We start from the raw sequence: 20,221 nt of genomic DNA on the forward strand, positions 1-20,221 counted from the left end.
CCACCTAGATAAGGGGCACCTTCGGGTGCCCCTTTTTGTTGCCGAGATCACTTTGCTAAGCTCAAAAAATGCACAGCGGTTGAATCTGGTTAACAGGGGCGTATGATTGGCGCCCTGCCGTTGTTAGGGGAACCACCATGTCCGATCAGTTTGCCACCGTTGAACACACTCTGGATGCCTTGGGTCTGCGCTGTCCCGAGCCGGTGATGATGGTGCGTAAAACCGTGCGTAAGATGGCCGAGGGAGAAACCCTGCTGGTCACCGCCGACGATCCCTCCACCACCCGCGATATCCCCAGCTTCTGTCGTTTCATGGATCACACCCTGGTGGCCAGTGAGACCGACAATGCTCCCTACCGCTACGTGATCCGCAAGGGCCGATAAGCGCCCCACCCGGTACAATCAGCAAACACCTTGTTACGGCCCCACTCTTCCGGCGGCCGCCCCCTGTTGTTACTATCCGGTGAGCAATCAGAGCACACCTATAACAACAGGGACCATTATGTTAACGCGACGACCTTTGACGCTGGCGGTAGTGATCGCCGGTTTGCTGGCTTCGCCCGGTTACGGCGAAGAAACCTCCGACGCCCCGCAATGGAACGTTAATCAGCCGCAAGGCCCGCTGCAGAGCATCAGCATCGATGTCCAGCGCGGCACCTGGATGAACGTCGACGTCAGCCCGGATGGCAAAACCCTGGTGTTCGATCTGCTGGGGGATATCTACACCCTGCCGATGGACGGTGGTGACGCTACCCCCCTGGTCAAGGGCATCGCCTGGCACATGCAGCCCACCTTCAGTCCGGACGGCAAACGCATCGCCTTCACCTCGGACCAGGACGGTGGCGATAACCTATGGACCGTCAACCTGGATGGCAGCGACCCCCAGCCGGTCACCAGCGAGAATTTCCGTCTGCTCAACAGCCCCGCCTGGAGCCCGGACGGCCAATACCTGATCGGCCGTAAGCACTACACCGCCCGCCGCAGCCTCGGTGCCGGTGAGGTATGGATGTACCACGTGGGTGGCGGTGAAGGGATCAAGATCACCACCCGGGAGAACGATCAGAAAGACCTGGGCGAGCCGGCCTTCTCCCCGGATGGCCGCTACATCTACTTCTCCCAGGACGCCACCCCGGGCAAGACCTTCCACTACTCCAAGGACTCGGTGAAGGGGATCTACAAGATTAAGCGCTACGACCGCCAGACCGGCGAGATCGAGGTGCTGCTGGAGGGCACCGGTGGTGCCATTCGCCCTACCCCCAGCCCTGACGGTCGCTACCTGGCCTACGTCGCCCGGGATGGCTTCCAAAGTGCGCTCTACCTCTATGACCTGGTCTCTGGGGAGCGGCGCAAGCTGTATGACCGCCTGGACCGGGACATGCAGGAGACCTGGGCGATCCACGGTGTCTACCCCACCCTGAGCTGGACGCCCGACAACAGCGCCCTGGTGTTCTGGGCCGGTGGTCAGATCCAGCGCCTCGATGTCGTCTCCGGCAACGTCCGCACCATCCCCTTCCACGTGCAGACCGAGAAGCAGGTACAGCCGACGGTGCGCTACGCCCAGGACCTGGACCAGAGTGAATTCAACGCCAAGATGCTGCGTCAGATGCAGGTGTCTCCGGATGGCAAACAGCTGGTGTTCGAGGCGCTGGGTAAGATCTGGATCCAATCCCTGCCGGACGGCAAACCGCAGCGACTGACCAAGCAGGATGGCGACTTCGAACTGTTCCCCACCTTCTCCCGGGATGGCAAGAAACTGGCCTACACCCGTTGGAATGACCAGGAGCAAGGCAAGGTCGTGGTGCGGGACCTGCGCCGCAAGCGTGACACCGTGGTGACCACTGAGCCGGGCAAGTACATCGAGCCTGCCTTCTCCCCGGACGGAGAGACCCTGGTGTTCCGTCGCACCAAGGGTTACTACATCACCCCCCGCTCCTGGAACCGGGAGCCGGGGCTGTATGCGGTAGACCTGACCGATAAGAAGGCACAGCCAGAGCGGATCAGCAAACGTGGCAGCGTGCCGCACTTTGGCCAGGACAGTGAGCGGGTGTTCTTCAGCACCTACCATGAAGGCAAGCCCGCCCTGGCCAGCATCGGCCTCAATGGCTTCGAGGAGCGAGTGCATTTCACCTCGGACCATGCCACCGAGTTCCACGTGTCGCCGGATGGCGAGCACCTGGCCTTTGCCGAGCGCTTCAAGGTGTTCATCACCCCGATGGCCCAACACGGCGGCACCCTCAAAATCGGCCCCAATGGTGGTGGCCTGCCTGTGAAACAACTGTCTGAGCGCGCCGGCGAGCAGATCAGCTGGAGCGGTGACAGCGCCAGCCTCTACTGGAACCTGGGACCGGAGCTGTTCACGGTGCAGCTGGATGGCTTGTTCACCCCGGGCCAATCCCTGGAGGTGGAAGCCAAACGTCAGCCTATCACCCTGCCGGCCCAGGCGGATGTTCCACGTGGAACCGTGGCCTTTGTCGGTGGCCGAGTGATCACCATGGAGGGTGACCAGGTGCTGGAGAACGCCACCGTGGTGGTGGAGGGCAACAAGATCACCGCAGTGGGTCAGGACGTGGCCGTGCCCAAGGGCGCCCAGGTGATCAACATCGAGGGCAAGACCCTGATGCCCGGACTGTTCGATGCCCATGCCCACGGTGCCCAGGGGCAGGATGAGATCATCCCACAGCAAAACTGGATCAACTACGCCAGCCTGGCGCTGGGGGTAACCAGCATCCACGATCCCTCCAATGACACCACACAAGTGTTTGCCGCCAGTGAGCTGCAAAAAGCGGGTGAGATCGTCGGCCCACGCATCTTCTCCACCGGCACCATCCTCTACGGTGCCGACGGCCCGGGCTACACCGCCCACATCGACAGCCTGGAGGACGCCAAGTTCCACCTGTCCCGCCTCAAGGCGGTGGGGGCGTTCAGCGTCAAGAGCTACAACCAGCCCCGCCGTAACCAGCGCCAGCAGGTGATTGCCGCGGCTCGGGAGCTGGAGATGATGGTGGTACCGGAGGGGGGCTCGCTGCTGCAGCACAACCTCACCATGATCGCCGATGGTCACACCGGCATCGAGCATGCCCTGCCGGTGGCGTCGCTCTACGACGACATCCAGCAGTTCTGGTCGCAAACCGAGGTGGGCTACACCCCAACCCTGGTGGTGGCCTACGGTGGGATCTGGGGTGAGAACTATTGGTACGACAAGACCGAGGTGTGGAACCACCCTCGCCTCTCCAGCTACGTGCCCCAGGACATCCTGCGCAGCCGCTCGATGCGTCGACCGACGGCACCGGATGAGCACTACAACCACTTCAACGTGGCCCGCATCGCCAAAGAGGTGGGTCAACTTGGGGTGAAGAGCCAGATCGGTGCCCATGGCCAGCGTGAGGGGCTCGGCGCCCACTGGGAGATCTGGATGTTCGCCCAGGGCGGCATGAACAACCTGGAGGCGTTGAAAACCGCCACCATCAACCCGGCCATCCACTTCGGCATGGACCACCAGTTGGGCTCCATCACCGAGGGTAAACTGGCGGACATCGTGGTGATCGACGGCAACCCGCTGGACAACATCCGGGTCAGCGACCAGGTCAGCCACACCATGGTCAATGGCCGACTCTACGACGCCGAGACCATGAACCGGATCGATGGCCAGGGTGCCCAGCGCCAGGCGTTCTTCTTCGAGAACCCCAAGCTGTAACGTCTACCGTCATCAACAAAAAACGGGCCCAATGGGGCCCGTTTTGTTTTTTGCCGCTGCCTATTGCTGGCACTCCTGGTGCTGGGGACATTGCACCAGGTGGTCGTTCACCATCCCCACCGCCTGCATAAAGGCGTAGCAGATGGTAGTACCGACGAAATTGAATCCCGCCTTCTTCAGCGCCTTGCTCATGGCATCCGACTCCGGCGTCGAGGTCGGCACCTCAGCCATGCTGTGCCATTGGTTCACCTTGGGGGCCCCACCGACAAAACCCCACAAGAAGGCACTGAAATCCACCCCCTGTTGCTGTAGCGCCAGGTAGGCCCGGGCATTCTTGATGATGCTGTTCACCTTCAGGCGATTGCGCACGATGCCCGGGTCCTGTAGCAACTGCTCGACCTTGGCCTCGTCGTATTGGGCGATAAGCTCCGGGTTAAAGTCATCAAAGGCGGCGCGATAACTCTCGGTCTTGCGCAGGATAATGAGCCAGGATAACCCCGCCTGCTGGCCATCGAGGCAAAGCTTCTCGAACAGCGCCAGCGGGTCATACTCCGGCCGCCCCCACTGGGTATCATGGTATGCCACATACTGGGGATCGGTACCGCACCAGGGGCAGCGCTGCGAATCCATAAGCCTTTCTCCTTGCTGATCTTAACCGGGCTGGCCACGTTAAAATTTAACCTACATTCGACCCAGACCACAGGGTATAATTCTCCCCATTTACCGAAATCCACACCGCATTCAGGTGAGATCCCATGCATAAGTACGATACCCAAACCTTCCAGGGCCTGATCCTGGCTCTGCAGGACTACTGGGCCCAGCAAGGCTGTGCCGTGGTACAGCCGCTGGATATGGAAGTTGGCGCCGGCACCTCCCACCCGCTGACCTGCCTGCGGGCACTGGGCCCGGAGCCCTTTGCCGCTGCCTACGTCCAGCCGTCCCGTCGCCCCACCGACGGCCGCTATGGCGAAAACCCCAACCGCCTGCAGCACTACTACCAGTTCCAGGTGATCATGAAGCCCTCTCCGGACAACATTCAGGAACTCTACCTGGGCTCACTGAAGGCAATTGGCATGGATCCCGAGATTCATGACATCCGCTTCGTGGAAGACAACTGGGAGAACCCGACCCTGGGTGCCTGGGGTCTGGGCTGGGAAGTTTGGCTCAACGGTATGGAGGTGACCCAGTTCACCTACTTCCAGCAGGTGGGCGGCCTGGAGTGTAAGCCGGTAACCGGCGAGATCACCTACGGCTTGGAGCGCCTGGCGATGTACGTGCAGGGCGTCGACAGCGTGTACGACTTGGTGTGGGCCGACGGGCCGTTCGGTCGCATCACCTACGGTGATGTGTTCCACCAGAACGAGGTCGAGCAATCCACCTACAACTTCGAGCACGCCGACGTGGACTTCCTGTTCGGCTACTTCGAGCAGTGCGAGAAGGAGTGCCAACACCTGCTGGGTCTGGAAAAGCCCCTGCCGCTGCCGGCCTACGAGCGCATTCTGGATGCGGGCCACGCCTTCAACCTGCTGGATGCCCGCAAGGCGATCTCGGTGACCGAGCGTCAGCGCTACATCCTGCGCATTCGCACCATGACCAAGGCCGTGGCCGAAGCCTACTACGCCTCCCGTGAAGCCCTCGGCTTCCCCATGTGCAAGCCGAAGCAGTGAGACAACAATGACCGAACAAGTATTCCTGGTTGAGATCGGCACCGAAGAGCTGCCGCCCAAAGCCCTGCGCACCCTGGCAGAGTCCTTTGCCGCCAACCTGACCGAGGGCCTGGACAAGGCCGAGCTGCCTCACGGTGCGGTGGAGTGGTTCGCCTCTCCCCGTCGTCTGGCCATCAAGGTTGCTGATCTGGCCGCCGCCCAGCCGGACAAGATCGTCGAGAAGCGTGGCCCGGCCACCAAGGCGGCATTTGATGCCGATGGTAACCCCACCAAGGCCGCCGAAGGCTGGGCCCGTGGCTGCGGTATTACCGTGGCCGAAGCCGGCCGCCTGAGCACCGACAAGGGCGAGTGGCTGCTGCACAAGGCCGAGGTGAAGGGTCAGCCGGTCCAAAGCCTGCTGCCGGAGCTGGTGGCCCAGGCCCTGGCCAGGTTGCCTATCCCCAAGCCGATGCGTTGGGGCGACTACGACACTCAGTTTATCCGCCCGGTGAAAACCGTCACCCTGCTGTTTGGCAGTGAGTCCATTGACGCCACTATCCTGGGGGTACAAAGCGGCACCACCCTGCAGGGCCACCGCTTCATGGGTGAGCAAACACTCACTATCGATTCTGCTGAACAGTATCCGCAGTGCCTGCTGGACGGCAACTACGTGGTCGCCGACTACGAGGCCCGTAAGGCCAAGATCAAGACCGATCTGGAAGCCGCTGCGGCGGAGATCGGCGGCATCGCCGATATGGACGACGAGCTGCTGGAGGAGGTGACCTCCCTGGTCGAGTGGCCTGTCGTACTGATCGCCGAGTTCGAGCCGGAGTTCCTCAAGGTGCCCGCCGAAGCCCTGGTCTACACCATGAAAGGCGACCAGAAGTACTTCCCGGTTTACGATGCCGACGGCAAACTGCTGCCCAAGTTCATCTTTGTCTCCAACATCGAGTCCAAGGATCCCCGCCAGGTGATCGAGGGCAACGAGAAGGTGGTACGGCCTCGCCTGGCCGACGCCGAGTTCTTCTTTAACACCGACAAGAAGCAGAAGCTGATCGACCAGCTGCCGCGTCTTGAGAGCGTGCTGTTCCAGAAGCAGCTGGGCACGCTGAAGGACAAGACCGACCGGATCCAGGGCATGGCCGCCCACGTGGCCAAGCTGATCGGTGCCAACGAGGAGCACGCCTCCCGCGCCGGTCTGTTGTCCAAGTGTGACCTGATGACCAACATGGTGTTCGAGTTTACTGACACCCAGGGGATCATGGGCATGCACTACGCTCGCCACGATGGTGAAGCGGAAGAGGTCGCTGTGGCCCTGAACGAGCAGTACCAGCCGCGCTACGCCGGTGACGAGCTGCCCGGCAGCGGCGTCGCCCAGGCACTGGCCATCGCCGACAAGATGGATTCCCTGGTGGGGATCTTTGGCATCGGCCAGCCGCCCAAGGCAGACCGCGACCCCTTCGCGTTGCGTCGTGCCGCCATCGGTGTACTGCGTATCGCGGTAGAGAAAGAGCTGCCGCTGGACCTGTTCGACCTGGCTGCCTACAGCTACAGCCTGTTCGCCGAGCAGGGCAAGCTGGAGAATGACCCCAAGCACGCCGTGCAGGTGTGTGACCAGGTGGTCGACTTCATGCTGGCGCGCTTCCGCGCCTGGTACCAGGAAGCCGGCTTCCCCGCCGACGTGATCCAGGCGGTACTGGCCCTGCGCCCCACCCGTCCGTTGGACTTCGATCAACGGGTCAAGGCGATGCAGCACTTCCGCTCCCTCGACGCCGCAGAAGCCCTGGCAGCGGCCAACAAGCGTGTGGGTAATATCCTGGCCAAGGTTGACGGCGAGATTGCCGACAGCGTCGATGCCGGCCTGCTGCAGGAGGATGCCGAGAAGGCACTGGCCACCAAGCTGTCCGAGGTAGCCCAGGCCATCACCCCGCTCTACGCCAATGGCGACTACCAGGCTGGCCTGGTGAAGCTGGCCGAGCTGCGTGAGTCGGTCGACCAGTTCTTCGATAACGTGATGGTGAACGCCGAGGATCCGGCCCTGCGTGCCAACCGCCAGGCCCTGCTCAAGCAACTGCGCAGCCTGTTCATGCAGGTGGGGGATATCTCCCTGCTGCAGCAGTAACACACTGCATCGAAAACGCAAAAAGGCCACCGCGAAGGTGGCCTTTTTTATTGCTTCCAAATGCCGATGGCAGAACGGAACACACCTGGAGGGAAACCGGGGCGACGATATCTCGCCAATCACTTTCTCCGCATGCGTTCGCTGTGGACGTGACTTTCAGGTATTCCAGACAGAATATCGCAGATCCAGCGCGCCGTGACCCTCTGGATTGTCCTGATTTCGGGAATTGATGTTTAAGCGAAAATGATTGGCTCTCGGATGGAACTGCCTATAATGCCCAAAACCGGTGCGCACGCTAATTTCTGGCGGGTTTGTGCTGGTTGCTCCCCTTCCAGTCGACCCGCTTCTCATGAACTCTGTTGTAGATCGGGAAAGACCATGCACATTGAAGCTGACATCAAACTGGGATTCAAAGACGTCCTGTTTCGCCCCAAACGCTCCACCCTTAAGAGCCGCTCCGAGGTGGATATCCGCCGTACCTTCCAATTCAAGCACGCCGAAGATGAATGGACCGGGGTACCGGTCATCGCGGCCAATATGGACACCGTCGGCACCTTTGCCATGGCCGAGGCCCTGGCGCAGCACGAGATGCTGACCGCCCTGCACAAGCACTACAGCGTCGAGGAGTGGGCCCAGTGGCTGGCGACCCAACCCGACAGCATCTATCAACACATCATGGTTTCCACTGGCACCTCCGACAGCGACTTTGCCAAGCTGGAGACCCTGTTCGCCAATCACCCCCAGCTGCGCTTCATCTGCGTGGATGTGGCCAACGGCTACCAGCAGGCCTTCGTCGACTTTATTCGCCGGGTGCGGGCGACCTTCCCCACTAAGGTGATCCTGGCCGGTAACGTGGTCACTGGTGAGATGGTGGAGGAGCTGATCCTCAGCGGCGCCGACATCGTCAAGGTGGGGATCGGTCCAGGCTCGGTATGTACCACTCGGGTCAAGACCGGGGTGGGCTACCCCCAACTGTCTGCCGTGATTGAGTGCGCAGACTCCGCCCATGGCCTTGGCGGCCAGATCGTGTCCGATGGCGGCTGTGCCAGTGCCGGTGATGTCTCCAAGGCCTTTGGTGGTGGTGCCGACTTTGTCATGATCGGCGGCATGTTTGCCGGCCACGAAGAGAGCGGTGGCGAGCTGGTGGAGAAGCACGGCAAGCCGATGATGCAGTTCTACGGCATGAGCTCTGACACCGCGATGAATAAGCACGCCGGTGGGGTCGCCAACTACCGGGCCTCCGAGGGTAAGACAGTGCTGGTGCCCTTCCGTGGTGCGGTAGAGAACACGGTCCAGGACATCCTCGGCGGTGTCCGTTCTACCTGCACCTACGTGGGGGCCGCCAAGCTGAAGGAGCTGACCAAGCGCACCACCTTCATCCGGGTGCAGGAGCAGGAGAACCGGATCTACAGCTGAACCTGCTCAGCCCCCTGATGTTTCACGTGAAACATCAAGCTCAACTGTTCAAAGGCGAAGGCTTAATAGCCCTCGCCTTTTTCTGCTCAACAGTATTCCAACATCTCTCTGGGTCTAACCGCTTTATTTTGCGCTCGTCTGCTTGGCAATCGATAGCTGCGGTTTGCGCGATACCACCCAGGGATTGCCCGCTTCTAGATAGATGATTTGTCAGCCCAAGCTGCGACGTCGTCGCAGTCGCCAGCTTGGCTCGATAACAATCCGATACTCCGCCAACCGATGGAGTTTCAACTGTTCTGGCTCAGTCAAAGATGACGCAGCCGACTAGCTGCTCACCGAACAAGGAATTTGCTGCGATACCTCGAAGGGTCACCGTGTTGACCTGGACCCAGGTTTGTCATTGATGTTTCACGTGAAACATGGGACTCCCATTGGGGAAAACGAGCAACAAAAAAGGGCAGCCCTTGGGCTGCCCTTTTGATGTGGAGAACGATCAAACGTCCAGGTTGGCCACCGCCAGTGCGTTGCGTTCGATGAACTCGCGACGGGGTTCCACCTGATCACCCATCAGGGTGTTGAACAGTTGATCAGCACCGATGGCATCCTCGATGGTGACCTGCAGCATACGGCGGGTATCCGGGTCCATGGTGGTCTCCCACAGCTGGTCCGGGTTCATCTCACCCAGACCCTTATAGCGCTGGATGTAGAGGCCACGCTTGGATTCCTTGATCAGCCACTCCAGTGCCTGTTCGAAGTTGTTTACCGGGTAGCGGCGCTCACCACGACGGATGTAGGCGCCCTCTTCCAGCAGATCCGCCAGGGCTTCGCCCAGGGCGATCACCTTGCCGTAGTCACCGGAGTGGAAGAAGTCGTAGGTCAGAACGTACTCGGACTCTACCCCGTGCTGACGCAGGATCAGCTTGGGCTGCCACATGTCACGCTCGGATTCCTCTTCCAGATCGAAGCGGTAGCTGGCCCCTTCCAGATCCTGATCGTTCAGCGCTGCCACCAGGCCTTCGGCCCACTGGGTGATGGCAGCCTTGTCTTTCAGATCTGCCTCGGTGATGGCCGGCGTGTAGATCAGCTGCTTCAGCAGGGACTCGGGGAAGCGACGGCTCTGACGAGCCACCACGGCCTCCACCTCACGGAACTGGTGTACCAGGCGCTCCAACTGCTCACCGGCGATACCCGGTGCATCGGTGTTGATGTGCAGGCCGGCGTTATCCAGCGCCAAGGTGGTGAGGTACTCGGTCAGGGCATCCTCATCCTTGATGTAGCGCTCCTGCTTGCCCTTCTTCACCTTGTACAGCGGCGGCTGGGCGATGTAGACAAAGCCACGTTCGATCAGCTCCGGCATCTGACGGTAGAAGAAGGTCAGCAGCAGGGTTCGGATGTGGGAGCCGTCCACATCCGCATCGGTCATGATGATGATGTTGTGGTAGCGGGTCTTCTCCGGATCGTACTCGTCGCGACCGATGCCACAGCCCAGGGCAGTGATCAGGGTCGCCACCTCCTGGGAGGAGAGCATCTTGTCGAAGCGGGCCTTCTCCACGTTCAGGATCTTACCCTTGAGCGGCAGGATGGCCTGGTATTTACGGTTACGGCCCTGCTTGGCGGAACCGCCCGCAGAGTCACCCTCCACAATGTAGAGTTCAGACAGACCCGGGTCTTTCTCCTGGCAATCCGCCAGTTTGCCCGGCAGACCGGCCAGGTCCAGCGCACCTTTACGGCGGGTCATCTCACGGGCCTTACGGGCCGCTTCCCGGGCACGGGCCGCGTCGATGATCTTGTTGACCACCATCTTGGCTTCCGCCGGGTTCTCCAGCAGGTACTCGGCCAGCTTCTCACCCATCGCCTGCTCTACCGCCCCTTTCACCTCGGAGGAGACCAGCTTGTCCTTGGTCTGGGAGGAGAACTTGGGATCCGGCACCTTCACGGAGATCACCGCGGTGAGACCCTCACGGGCATCGTCACCGGAGGCGGAGGTCTTGGCTTTCTTGCTGTAGCCCTCCTTGTCCATGTAGTTGTTCAAGGTCCGGGTCAGGGAGGCGCGGAAACCCGCCAGGTGGGTACCGCCATCCCGCTGAGGGATGTTGTTGGTGAAGCAGTAGATGTTTTCCTGGAAGCCGTCATTCCACTGCATGGCGATCTCGACCGCCGTGCCATCTTCCCGCTCGCTGTTGAAGTAGAAGATGTTTTGGTTGATGGCGGTCTTGTTGGTGTTGAGGAAATCCACAAACGCCTGGATGCCACCCTCGTAGCAGAAGTGCTCCTCTTTACCGTCACGCTCATCCACCAGGCGAATGGAGACACCGGAGTTGAGGAAGCTCAACTCACGCACCCGCTTCGCCAGGATATCGTAGTGGAAGGTCACGTCGGAGAAGATGGTCGGGCTGGGCCAGAAGCGGATGCTGGTACCGGTCTTGTCGGTATCCCCCACCACCTTAAGCGGCGCTTCCGGCTCTCCCAGGTGATAGGTTTGCTCGTGCACGTGGCCCTGACGACGGATGGTCAGTTCCAGTTTATCGGACAGGGCGTTCACCACCGACACACCCACACCGTGCAGACCACCGGACACCTTGTAGGAGTTGTCGTCAAACTTACCGCCGGCGTGCAGTACGGTCATGATCACCTCGGCGGCGGACACGCCCTCCTCCGGGTGGATATCTACCGGTACACCACGACCATCATCCTTGACCGACAGGGAGCCGTCGGAGTGGATGGTGATCACGATGTCATTACAGTAACCGGCCAGGGCTTCATCGATGGAGTTATCCACGACCTCGAACACCATGTGGTGCAGGCCGGTGCCATCATCGGTGTCCCCGATGTACATGCCTGGACGCTTTCGTACCGCATCGAGGCCTTTCAGTACCTTAATACTCGAGGAATCGTAGCTGTTTTCTGCCATTCGCCTGTCTCTGATTAATCTGCTTGTTCCGTAATCCGACCATGTTCCACGTGGAACTTCTTGTCCCATCGCACCATGGCCAACTGCTCTGGCTCAATGGCCGTCACAAACACCTGGTTACCGGTTTGCTGCAACTGTTCCAGCAGCAAGGTTCGACGTCCCTGGTCCAGTTCGGAGGCCAGGTCATCCACCAGGTAGACGCAGCGTCGCTGCTGCTGTTGGCCCAACACCACCCCCTGCGCAATCTTCAAAGCGCAGACCAGAAGCTTCAATTGCCCCCGTGAGAGGTTGTCTTGTGCCGGCAGTTTATCGACCCGCAAACGCAGGTCAGCCTTGTGGGGCCCTGATACCGTGTAACCCAGTTGAACGTCCCGCTCCAAACTCTGTTGAAGTAGCTGTTCTAGTTCAGTTTTTGTATCCCATCCCTGGCTAAAACTGACCTGGATCGGTACGTCGGGCAAAAACTGCCTTATTATACCCTCCAACGCGCCATTTAACGAATTTACCCAACGACTTCGGCGCTCGGTCAGCCACTGGCCATAGTGGGCCATCTGCTGGTCCCAGATTGCGATCTGCCGGGCCGGCGCCTGTTGACGTAATAGTTGGTTTCGCTGCTTCAGCAGCCGCCGGTATCGACTCCAGACGCCAATGAACTGAGGGTCGGAATGAAACGCCCCCCAGTCGATGAATTCCCGCCGGGCCTTGGGCCCATCCAACAACAGGGCGAAGCTCTCCGGGCTAATCAGTTGCAGCGGCAGTAGCGCGGCAAGATCAGACAGCCGCTGCGGCCGCTCACCATTGATGCGCACGTCGTTGTCGCCGTCCCGCTGGCGCTGAAGCCCCAGCCGGTCACCCTCGGATAAGCGGGTAAAGAGGGTAAACTGGGATTGGTCGTGGGCGATGCTGCGATGGGCCAGGTGGGTGCGAAAGGAGCGCCCCACGCTAAGAAACCAGATCGCCTCCAGCACGCTGGTCTTGCCGCTGCCATTGACGCCGTGGATCAGGTTCAGTCCGCCCGCCGGTTCGAGACTGGCGGACTGAATATTGCGAAAGTGCTGGATCTGAAGTCGGGAGAGGGCCATCAGAGACGCATGGGCATAACCACGTACATCGACTCTTCGTTGTCGCTGTTCTCAAACAGGGCACTGGAGTTGGGGCCCCCCAGGCTGATCTTCACCCGCTCCTCTTTCAGCGCATTGAGCACATCCAGCACGTAGGAGACGTTGAAACCGATCTCCAGCACGTCGTAGCCGTACTCCAGGTCCATCACCTCCTCCGCCTCCTCCTGCTCCGGGTTGTTGGCGGTGATGGTCAGCTTGTCGCTTTCCAGCAGCAGCCGCACCCCGCGAAACTTCTCGTTGGAGAGGATGGAGGCGCGGGCAAAGGCCTGGCGGAGCAATTCGCGCTCGGCCACCACGGTCTTGTCACCGTCCTTGGGCAGTACCCGGCGGTAATCCGGGAAGCGGCCGTCCACCAGCTTGGAGGTAAAGATGGCGTCCTTGGTGACGGCACGGATGCTGGAGTCGCCGATGCACAGGGTGATCTCAGCGGCCTCATCCTCGAACAGACGGGCCAGCTCCACCACCCCTTTACGCGGGACGATCACCTGCTTTTGTGGCAGGTCCATATCCAGGGTGCGGTGGCTCACTGCCAGACGGTGGCCATCGGTGGAGACGGTGCGCAACACCTGCCCCTCGGTCTCAAACAGCATGCCATTGAGGTAGTAGCGTACATCCTGGTGGGCCATGGAGAACTGGGTCGCCTCGATCAGCGACTTCAGCACCCCCTGGGCCAGGGTGAACTGCAGGTCGCCCTGCCAGTCGCCAATATCCGGAAACTCCTCCGCCGGCAGGGTGGCCAGCGAGAAGCGGCTGCGACCGGAGCGGATCAACAGGCGGTTGTCCTGCTGTTCGATGCGGATCTCGCTGCTGTCCGGCAGGCTCTTACAGATATCCAGGAACTTGCGTGCCGGCACTGTGGTACGACCGGGGCGAACCTCGCCCTCCAGTTGCACCTGCCCCACCAGCTCCACCTCCAGATCGGTGCCGGTGATCTTGAGCAGATCGCCGTTCACGTCCAGCAGCACATTAGCCAGGATCGGCAGGTTATGGCGACGCTCGACGGCGCCGGAAACCAGTTGCAGGGGCTTGAACAACGCGTCCCGGGAGATGGTAAATAGCATGCAGGGTTACCCTATCAAGATGACAAAGTTCGGATCAGATTAGCGTAATCTTCTTTGATGTCGTGGCTCTCTTCCCGCAGCTGCTCGATCTTGCGGCAGGCGTGCAGCACCGTGGTGTGATCGCGACCGCCAAAGGCGTCACCAATCTCCGGCAAGCTGTGGTTGGTCAGCTCTTTAGCCAACGCCATGGCCACCTGGCGCGGGCGGGCAACGGAGCGAGACCGGCGCTTGGACAGCAGGTCCGCCACCTTGATCTTGTAATACTCCGCCACGGTCTTCTGGATGTTGTCCACGGTGACCAGCTTCTCTTGCAAAGCCAGCAGGTCACGCAGTGCCTCACGGACGAAATCGATGGTGATCGGTCGCCCGGTAAAGTTAGCGTTCGCTATCACCCGATTAAGCGCCCCCTCAAGCTCTCGAACATTGGAGCGCAATCGCTTGGCGATAAAGAAAGCCACTTCGTCAGGCAGGTGGATGCTGCTCTCTTCCGCCTTACGCATCAGGATCGCCACCCGGGTTTCCAGCTCCGGCGGCTCGATCGCCACGGTCAGGCCCCAGCCGAAGCGGGACTTGAGCCGATCCTCAACCCCGTCGATCTCCTTGGGGTAGCGATCCGAGGTCAGGATGATCTGGTGGTTGCCTTCCAACAGCGCATTAAAGGTGTGGAAGAACTCCTCCTGGGAGCGATCTTTGTTGGCAAAAAACTGGATGTCATCGATCAGCAGGGCATCTACGCTGCGGTAGTAGCGCTTGAACTCAGCGATGGCGTTGTTCTGCAGCGCCTTCACCATGTCCTGTACAAACCGCTCGGAGTGCATGTACACCACCTTGGCGTTCGGCTTGTTCTTCATGATGCCATTACCCACCGCGTGAAGAAGGTGGGTTTTGCCCAGGCCAGTACCGCCATAGAGGAACAGCGGGTTATAGGCGCCGCCGGGGTTATCCGCCACCTGGCTGGCCGCAGCCCGGGCCAGTTGGTTGGATTTACCCTCAACGAAGTTATCAAACTGGTAGGTCAGGTTGATATTGGAACGGGCACTGCCCGCTTGCGGCGCGGCAGGGGCCTCCCGGACCGGGGCGGCCGGGGCCGGGCTGGCGGCGGTCGGCGGTGGCACCGGTCGGGTGGTCTCACCCATCGCCACCTTGGGCCGGGCTTCTGGCTTGCTGCCGATGTCGAACTGCAGGGTGGGTGCTTGATCGCCCAGCTCCTGGTGAAGAAAGCCTGTGATCTTGTTGAGGTATTTGTCCCGTACCCAGTCGAGTACGAAACGGTTCGGTGCGTACAGCACCAAGGTATCGCCGATCAACTCGGACTGCAGCGGTCGGATCCACAAGCTGAATTGCTGCGCCGGCAGCTCCTCCTGGAGCAGCGCCACACAGCGTTGCCATATCGGTACACTCACCGCTTTCTTCCCCAACACGATCACACAGTAAAGAGAGCTGATTTTACTCTTGTTGTGAGCGGATCACCATAGCCAAACGCAGGTTATCCCCAGATCCGATCCAGGATCCTCTTTACAGATCCGATCCTTAGATCGCCAGGATCGCTCAGCTCAAACCCTTGAACAATCTGGGCTGGAAAGGGATCGAAGAGATCTCTATAATCCCCGCCCGGCGGATCCGATCCCGATCGGGCTGTCTATATCTTGTGGTGAATACACAGTTTTATCCACAATAACTGGGTACTGAAATCATCCTGATAAATTCACCGCAAAATCATTTGACGGTGGTGGTCGATTTTTATTAGAATTCGGCCTCTTTTTGAACCGCCTGTGGGTTTCAAGCTTCACGCTTGACTCGGGCGTCTAAAGTTAATCTGTACAGTTAACTGGATACGGTAAAAAGCTATGAAACGTACTTTTCAACCGAGCGTACTGAAGCGTAAGCGTAACCACGGTTTCCGTGCCCGCATGGCCACTAAAAACGGTCGTCAGGTACTGGCTCGTCGTCGCGCCAAAGGCCGCGCTCGCCTGTCTGCATAATTCGTTATGCAAAGCGCCTCATCGGTGCGATACACCTTCGGCCGGGAGTTACGTCTGTTAACTCCCGGCGATTTTAAATCTGTCTTCGCGAATCCCGTCCGGGCCGCATCTCCCCAGCTCACCCTCCTCGCTTGCACTAACGGCAAAGACCACCCTCGTGTCGGTTTGACCGTGGCCAAAAAACACGTCAAAAAAGCCTGCCAACGCAACCGCATCAAGCGCGTAATCCGTGATAGCTTCCGCCTGCAGCAGCACCAGCTGCCGAACGTGGACATCGTGGTGATCGCCAAGAAAGGAGTCGATGAGATGGATAATGCCGATCTGCACAAACTGGCCGACAAGTTATGGCGCAAACTCTCTCGCCGCTTCAACGCCTGATGTTGGCCCCGATCCGGGGATACCAACGCTGGATAAGCCCGATGCTCGGGCCGCGTTGCCGATTTACACCCAGCTGCTCCCACTATGCCGTGGAAGCAATTTCTGAGCGCGGAGTGCTCTATGGGTGTTGGTTAGCTATCGTACGCATATTAAAATGTCACCCTTTGCACCCCGGTGGCCACGATCCGGTCCCCAAAGCCAAACAAGGCAGAGACTGAACACTTATGGAATCTCAACGTAACTTAATCCTTATCGGGTTATTGTTCGTCAGCTTTTTGCTGTGGCAAAACTGGCAAATCGATCAGAACCCACCGGCGGAGCCGGTTCAGGCCCAATCCGCCCCGGCGGTGAATGCCGATGTGCCACAAGCCACCCAATCCGGCGCAGTTCCTACTGCATCCGAGACCGTATCGGCCAACCTGATCCAGGTGCAAACCGATACCCTGAACCTGACCATCGACACCCAGGGCGGTGACGTCATCGCCGCCGCTCTGCCTCAACATAAGGTTGAGCAGGACAGCGACGAAGCACTGCAGATCCTGGAAACCAGTGGCAACTTTAACTACGTCGCTCAGAGCGGCCTGATCGGTGCCCAGGGCCCGGACAGCCAGCAACGTCCGGTGTACCAGGTTGAAGCCGCCGAGTACCAGTTGCAGGATGGTCAGGACAGCCTGGTGGTTCCGCTGCTGTTTACCGACGCCAACGGCATCCAGTTCGAAAAGCGCTTCACCTTTACCCGTGGCCAGTACGACGTCCGCATCGACTACGTTATCCGCAACCAGAGCGAGCAAAACGCCCAGGTGCAGATGTACGCCCAGTTGAAGCAGAGCCTGGGTAAGAATGAAGGCAGCATGTTCATGCCGACCTACCGTGGCGCCGCCTACGGCACTGCGGATACCCGCTACGAGAAGTACAGCTTCGACAAGATCCAGAAGGGCAACCTGGCCCAGCTGACCGAAGGCGGCTGGATCGCCATGCTGCAGCACTACTTTGTGTCTGCCTGGGTACCGTCCGCCACCGAGCGTAACGAGCTGTACACCCGCTTCATCAACAGCAACGAGGCGATCATTGGCGTCAAACAGGACAGCCACATCATCGCCCCGGGCACCGAGCAAACCCTGGGTGCCACCCTGTACATCGGCCCGAAAGACCAGGATGCCCTGTCTGCCCTCTCCCCCAGCCTGAACCTGGTGGTGGATTACGGCTGGTTGTGGTTCATCGCCCAACCGCTGCACAGCCTGCTGCAATTCCTGCACTCCCTGGCCGGTAACTGGGGTGTCGCCATCATCCTGATGACCCTGATCATCCGTGGTCTGATGTACCCGCTGACTAAGGCGCAGTACACCTCCATGGCGAAGATGCGCAACCTGCAGCCAAAGATCGCCGATCTGAAGGAGCGCTTCGGCGACGACCGTCAGCGCATGAGCCAGGCGATGATGGAGCTGTACCAGAAGGAGAAGGTGAACCCCATGGGCGGCTGCTTCCCGCTGCTGCTGCAATTCCCCATCTTTATTGCCTTCTACTGGGTACTGCTGGAAGGGGTGGAACTGCGCCACGCACCGTTCTTCCTGTGGATCACCGACCTCTCGGTCAAGGATCCCTACTACGTGCTGCCTATCCTGATGGGTATCTCCATGTTCGCCATGCAGAAGCTGCAGCCGACCATGGCCAACATGGATCCGATGCAGCAGAAGATCATGCAGTACATGCCGGTGATGTTCACCGTGTTCTTCCTGTGGTTCCCGTCCGGTCTGGTACTGTACTGGCTGATGGGTAACCTGGTGGCACTGGCTCAGCAGGTCTACATCTACCGTCAACTGGATGCCCAAGGGCTGAAATAAGCCGGGGTAACCCCACGAAAAAGGCGGCCTGCGGGCCGCCTTTTTGATCCCCGTGCCACAGTAGAAACAGTTACACTTGGCAAAAATTCCCAAAGAAACCGATATGACCGATCACAACGATACCATCGTCGCCCAGGCGACCGCCCCAGGCCGCGGCGGCGTCGGCATTGTCCGTGTCTCCGGCAAACAGGCGGAGCAGGTCGCTCAGGCCATCCTCGGCAAGATCCCGAAGACCCGCTACGCCGAATACCTGCCGTTTAAGGACGCAAAAGGTGAGATCCTGGACCAGGGCATCGCGTTGATGTTCAAAGGCCCCCACTCCTTCACCGGCGAGGACGTCCTGGAGCTGCAGGGCCATGGCGGTCCGGTGGTGCTGGACATGCTGATCCGCGCCATCCTCACCCTGCCCGGGGTACGTACCGCTCGCCCCGGAGAGTTCTCCGAGCGGGCCTTCCTCAATGACAAGATGGATCTGACCCAGGCCGAGGCGATTGCCGATCTGATCGAGGCCAGCTCAGAGCAGGCCGTTCGCAGCGCCCTGCACTCGCTGCAGGGGGATTTTTCTGCCCAGATCCACGACCTGGTGGAGCAACTGACCCGACTGCGGATCTACGTAGAGGCCGCTATCGACTTCCCCGAAGAGGAGGTGGACTTTCTCGCCGACGGTCGCATTGCCGCAGATCTGTCCGCAGTAAAGGCACAGCTGGGCCAGGTGCAGGACAGTGCCCGCCAGGGCGCGCTGATGCGGGAAGGGATGAAGGTAGTGATCGCCGGTCGGCCCAATGCCGGCAAGTCCAGCCTGCTCAATGCCCTGGCCGGACGTGAGTCCGCCATCGTGACCGATATCGCTGGCACCACCCGGGACGTGCTGCGTGAGCACATCCACATCGACGGTATGCCGCTGCACATCATCGATACCGCCGGCCTGCGCGAGGCCTCCGATGAGGTGGAGCGGATCGGCATTGAGCGCGCCTGGTCGGAGATAGAGCAGGCTGATCGAGTCCTGCTGATGGTGGATGGCACCGAGACCGAAGCCAGTGAGGCGGAAGCGATCTGGCCGGAGTTCATCCATCGCCTGCCCAAGGAGATGGGGTTATCAATCATCCGCAACAAGGCGGATCTCACCGGTGAGACGCTGGGAGAAAGCGAAGACCAGGGCACGCCTGTGTTTCGCCTTTCCGCCAAAACCGGTGAGGGTGTGGCGCCACTGCGACAGCATCTGAAAGCCTGTATGGGCTACCAAGGGACCGCCGAAGGGGGCTTTATGGCCAGGCAACGCCACCTGGAGGCCCTCGCCCAGGCAGCCCAACACCTGGAGCAAGGCGACGAGCAGCTGACGGTATTCCAGGCCGGCGAACTGCTGGCGGAGGAGCTGAGACTGGCCCAACAAGCCTTGGCGGAGATCACCGGTGAGTTCAGCTCCGATGACCTGCTGGGTCGGATCTTCTCCTCCTTCTGTATCGGCAAGTAACCCTGTTTTGCCTGAAGCCCCCGCACTAGCGGGGGCTTTTTTTATCCCTGCCTTAGTGCCGTATACTCGCCCCATAACCGCGAAAAAAGGAACATCACAATGAAGATCGCGTTGATCATTGGCACCACCATGGGGGGCGCTGAGGCGGTGGCTGATGAGCTTCAGCCACTGCTGGAATCCGCCGGCCATGAGGTCATCCCCTGCCTGGAGCTGGACAGCGAAGCGCTGCAACAGGCCCCGTTTTGGCTATTGGTCAGCTCCACCCACGGTGCCGGAGAACTGCCGGATAACCTCCATCCCTTTGCCGACTGGCTCGAGCAACAACAGGATCTCAGTGGCCACAGGTATGCCCTCTGTGGGATCGGTGATTCCAGCTATGACACCTTTTGTGGCGCGATTGATCGACTCGATCCGCTGCTGCGATCCAAAGGGGCGATCCCCGCTGTGGATAAGATCCTTATCGATGTACAACAGCTGGAACTCCCGGAAGATCAGGCGATCCAGTGGCTCAACAGCTGGCTGGATCGGATCGAAGCCTAACCCCGGATCGCCATTTGATCACAGGACCAACTCTGTTAT

General features: G+C 60.0%; 16 protein-coding genes. 11 read left to right on the plus strand and 5 right to left on the minus strand.

Features of this window, described 5'->3' with window-relative positions; translation table 11 throughout:
- Window positions 1–137 precede the first annotated feature (137 nt).
- Window positions 138–383 carry a sulfurtransferase TusA gene (gene tusA / locus BUC04_RS22045; protein WP_067665128.1) on the plus strand — a complete coding sequence of 82 codons (246 nt, stop codon included), beginning with the start codon at window positions 138–140 and terminating at the stop codon, window positions 381–383.
- Between the two features lie 118 nt (window positions 384–501).
- Window positions 502–3,693 (plus strand): amidohydrolase family protein, encoded by a 3,192-nt coding sequence (locus tag BUC04_RS22050; RefSeq protein ID WP_067665131.1) that lies wholly within the window; start codon window positions 502–504, stop codon window positions 3,691–3,693.
- Between the two features lie 60 nt (window positions 3,694–3,753).
- Here BUC04_RS22050 and BUC04_RS22055 read toward each other — a convergent pair whose 3' ends face one another.
- Entirely contained in the window at window positions 3,754–4,323 is a 570-nt protein-coding gene (locus BUC04_RS22055; RefSeq protein ID WP_067665134.1) for a DNA-3-methyladenine glycosylase I, read from the minus strand.
- A 125-nt stretch (window positions 4,324–4,448) separates the two neighbouring features.
- Between BUC04_RS22055 and glyQ the strand changes: the two genes are divergently transcribed.
- The 3 genes from glyQ to BUC04_RS22070 all read left to right on the plus strand — a co-directional run bounded on the left by glyQ (window position 4,449) and on the right by BUC04_RS22070 (window position 8,877).
- Window positions 4,449–5,360, plus strand: coding sequence for a glycine--tRNA ligase subunit alpha (gene glyQ / locus BUC04_RS22060; protein ID WP_067665137.1), 912 nt, complete (start codon window positions 4,449–4,451; stop codon window positions 5,358–5,360).
- Window positions 5,361–5,367: 7 nt separating this feature from the next.
- Window positions 5,368–7,461: a glycine--tRNA ligase subunit beta gene (glyS, locus tag BUC04_RS22065; RefSeq protein ID WP_067665138.1), complete on the plus strand. Its 2,094-nt coding sequence runs from the start codon at window positions 5,368–5,370 to the stop codon at window positions 7,459–7,461.
- Between the two features lie 378 nt (window positions 7,462–7,839).
- The gene (locus tag BUC04_RS22070; protein ID WP_067665140.1) at window positions 7,840–8,877 is read left to right on the plus strand and encodes a GMP reductase; all 1,038 of its coding nucleotides are present in this window, start codon (window positions 7,840–7,842) and stop codon (window positions 8,875–8,877) included.
- 493 nt (window positions 8,878–9,370) lie between these two features.
- Here BUC04_RS22070 and gyrB read toward each other — a convergent pair whose 3' ends face one another.
- From gyrB to dnaA, 4 genes are read right to left on the minus strand one after another with little or no spacing between them, the layout of a single operon-like run.
- A complete protein-coding gene (gyrB, locus tag BUC04_RS22075) occupies window positions 9,371–11,788 on the minus strand; it encodes a DNA topoisomerase (ATP-hydrolyzing) subunit B (RefSeq protein WP_067665142.1) in 2,418 nt (805 codons plus the stop codon).
- Window positions 11,789–11,802: 14 nt separating this feature from the next.
- Complete coding sequence (recF, locus tag BUC04_RS22080; RefSeq protein ID WP_067665145.1) at window positions 11,803–12,870, minus strand: DNA replication/repair protein RecF; 1,068 nt, start codon at window positions 12,868–12,870, stop codon at window positions 11,803–11,805.
- Window positions 12,870–13,970 carry a DNA polymerase III subunit beta gene (dnaN, locus tag BUC04_RS22085; RefSeq protein WP_067665148.1) on the minus strand — a complete coding sequence of 367 codons (1,101 nt, stop codon included), beginning with the start codon at window positions 13,968–13,970 and terminating at the stop codon, window positions 12,870–12,872. The genes recF and dnaN overlap by 1 nt, the downstream gene beginning before the upstream one ends.
- 14 nt (window positions 13,971–13,984) lie before the next feature.
- Window positions 13,985–15,373: a chromosomal replication initiator protein DnaA gene (gene dnaA, locus BUC04_RS22090; protein WP_067665255.1), complete on the minus strand. Its 1,389-nt coding sequence runs from the start codon at window positions 15,371–15,373 to the stop codon at window positions 13,985–13,987.
- 444 nt (window positions 15,374–15,817) lie between these two features.
- On the opposite strand from dnaA, the gene rpmH reads away from it, so the two are divergent.
- The 6 genes from rpmH to mioC all read left to right on the plus strand — a co-directional run bounded on the left by rpmH (window position 15,818) and on the right by mioC (window position 20,182).
- Window positions 15,818–15,952, plus strand: coding sequence for a 50S ribosomal protein L34 (rpmH, locus tag BUC04_RS22095; protein WP_013347301.1), 135 nt, complete (start codon window positions 15,818–15,820; stop codon window positions 15,950–15,952).
- Between the two features lie 6 nt (window positions 15,953–15,958).
- Window positions 15,959–16,330 carry a ribonuclease P protein component gene (gene rnpA / locus BUC04_RS22100; RefSeq protein WP_067665151.1) on the plus strand — a complete coding sequence of 124 codons (372 nt, stop codon included), beginning with the start codon at window positions 15,959–15,961 and terminating at the stop codon, window positions 16,328–16,330.
- Window positions 16,297–16,548, plus strand: a complete 252-nt coding sequence (yidD, locus tag BUC04_RS22105) for a membrane protein insertion efficiency factor YidD (RefSeq protein ID WP_073326157.1) — start codon at window positions 16,297–16,299, stop codon at window positions 16,546–16,548. The genes rnpA and yidD overlap by 34 nt, the downstream gene beginning before the upstream one ends.
- 6 nt (window positions 16,549–16,554) lie before the next feature.
- Entirely contained in the window at window positions 16,555–18,171 is a 1,617-nt protein-coding gene (gene yidC / locus BUC04_RS22110) for a membrane protein insertase YidC (RefSeq protein WP_067665154.1), read from the plus strand.
- Between the two features lie 103 nt (window positions 18,172–18,274).
- On the plus strand, window positions 18,275–19,642 hold the full coding sequence (gene mnmE, locus BUC04_RS22115) for a tRNA uridine-5-carboxymethylaminomethyl(34) synthesis GTPase MnmE (protein WP_067665157.1): 1,368 nt from the start codon (window positions 18,275–18,277) through the stop codon (window positions 19,640–19,642).
- A gap of 99 nt (window positions 19,643–19,741) precedes the next feature.
- Complete coding sequence (gene mioC, locus BUC04_RS22120; protein WP_067665160.1) at window positions 19,742–20,182, plus strand: FMN-binding protein MioC; 441 nt, start codon at window positions 19,742–19,744, stop codon at window positions 20,180–20,182.
- Window positions 20,183–20,221 lie beyond the last annotated feature (39 nt).

This window comes from Ferrimonas marina, assembly GCF_900129905.1.
GTDB classification, from domain to species: Bacteria; Pseudomonadota; Gammaproteobacteria; order Enterobacterales; family Shewanellaceae; genus Ferrimonas; species Ferrimonas marina.

What these genes read in the sequence shown, in the direction of transcription:
- tusA (WP_067665128.1), top strand. Translation starts at nt 138, where the DNA reads ATGTCCGATCAGTTTGCCACCGTTGAACACACTCTGGATGCCTTGGGT.
- BUC04_RS22050 (WP_067665131.1), top strand. Translation starts at nt 502, where the DNA reads ATGTTAACGCGACGACCTTTGACGCTGGCGGTAGTGATCGCCGGTTTG.
- BUC04_RS22055 (WP_067665134.1), bottom strand. Translation starts at nt 4,323, where the DNA reads ATGGATTCGCAGCGCTGCCCCTGGTGCGGTACCGATCCCCAGTATGTG.
- glyQ (WP_067665137.1), top strand. Translation starts at nt 4,449, where the DNA reads ATGCATAAGTACGATACCCAAACCTTCCAGGGCCTGATCCTGGCTCTG.
- glyS (WP_067665138.1), top strand. Translation starts at nt 5,368, where the DNA reads ATGACCGAACAAGTATTCCTGGTTGAGATCGGCACCGAAGAGCTGCCG.
- BUC04_RS22070 (WP_067665140.1), top strand. Translation starts at nt 7,840, where the DNA reads ATGCACATTGAAGCTGACATCAAACTGGGATTCAAAGACGTCCTGTTT.
- gyrB (WP_067665142.1), bottom strand. Translation starts at nt 11,788, where the DNA reads ATGGCAGAAAACAGCTACGATTCCTCGAGTATTAAGGTACTGAAAGGC.
- recF (WP_067665145.1), bottom strand. Translation starts at nt 12,870, where the DNA reads ATGGCCCTCTCCCGACTTCAGATCCAGCACTTTCGCAATATTCAGTCC.
- dnaN (WP_067665148.1), bottom strand. Translation starts at nt 13,970, where the DNA reads ATGCTATTTACCATCTCCCGGGACGCGTTGTTCAAGCCCCTGCAACTG.
- rpmH (WP_013347301.1), top strand. Translation starts at nt 15,818, where the DNA reads ATGAAACGTACTTTTCAACCGAGCGTACTGAAGCGTAAGCGTAACCAC.
- rnpA (WP_067665151.1), top strand. Translation starts at nt 15,959, where the DNA reads ATGCAAAGCGCCTCATCGGTGCGATACACCTTCGGCCGGGAGTTACGT.
- yidD (WP_073326157.1), top strand. Translation starts at nt 16,297, where the DNA reads ATGGCGCAAACTCTCTCGCCGCTTCAACGCCTGATGTTGGCCCCGATC.
- yidC (WP_067665154.1), top strand. Translation starts at nt 16,555, where the DNA reads ATGGAATCTCAACGTAACTTAATCCTTATCGGGTTATTGTTCGTCAGC.
- mnmE (WP_067665157.1), top strand. Translation starts at nt 18,275, where the DNA reads ATGACCGATCACAACGATACCATCGTCGCCCAGGCGACCGCCCCAGGC.
- mioC (WP_067665160.1), top strand. Translation starts at nt 19,742, where the DNA reads ATGAAGATCGCGTTGATCATTGGCACCACCATGGGGGGCGCTGAGGCG.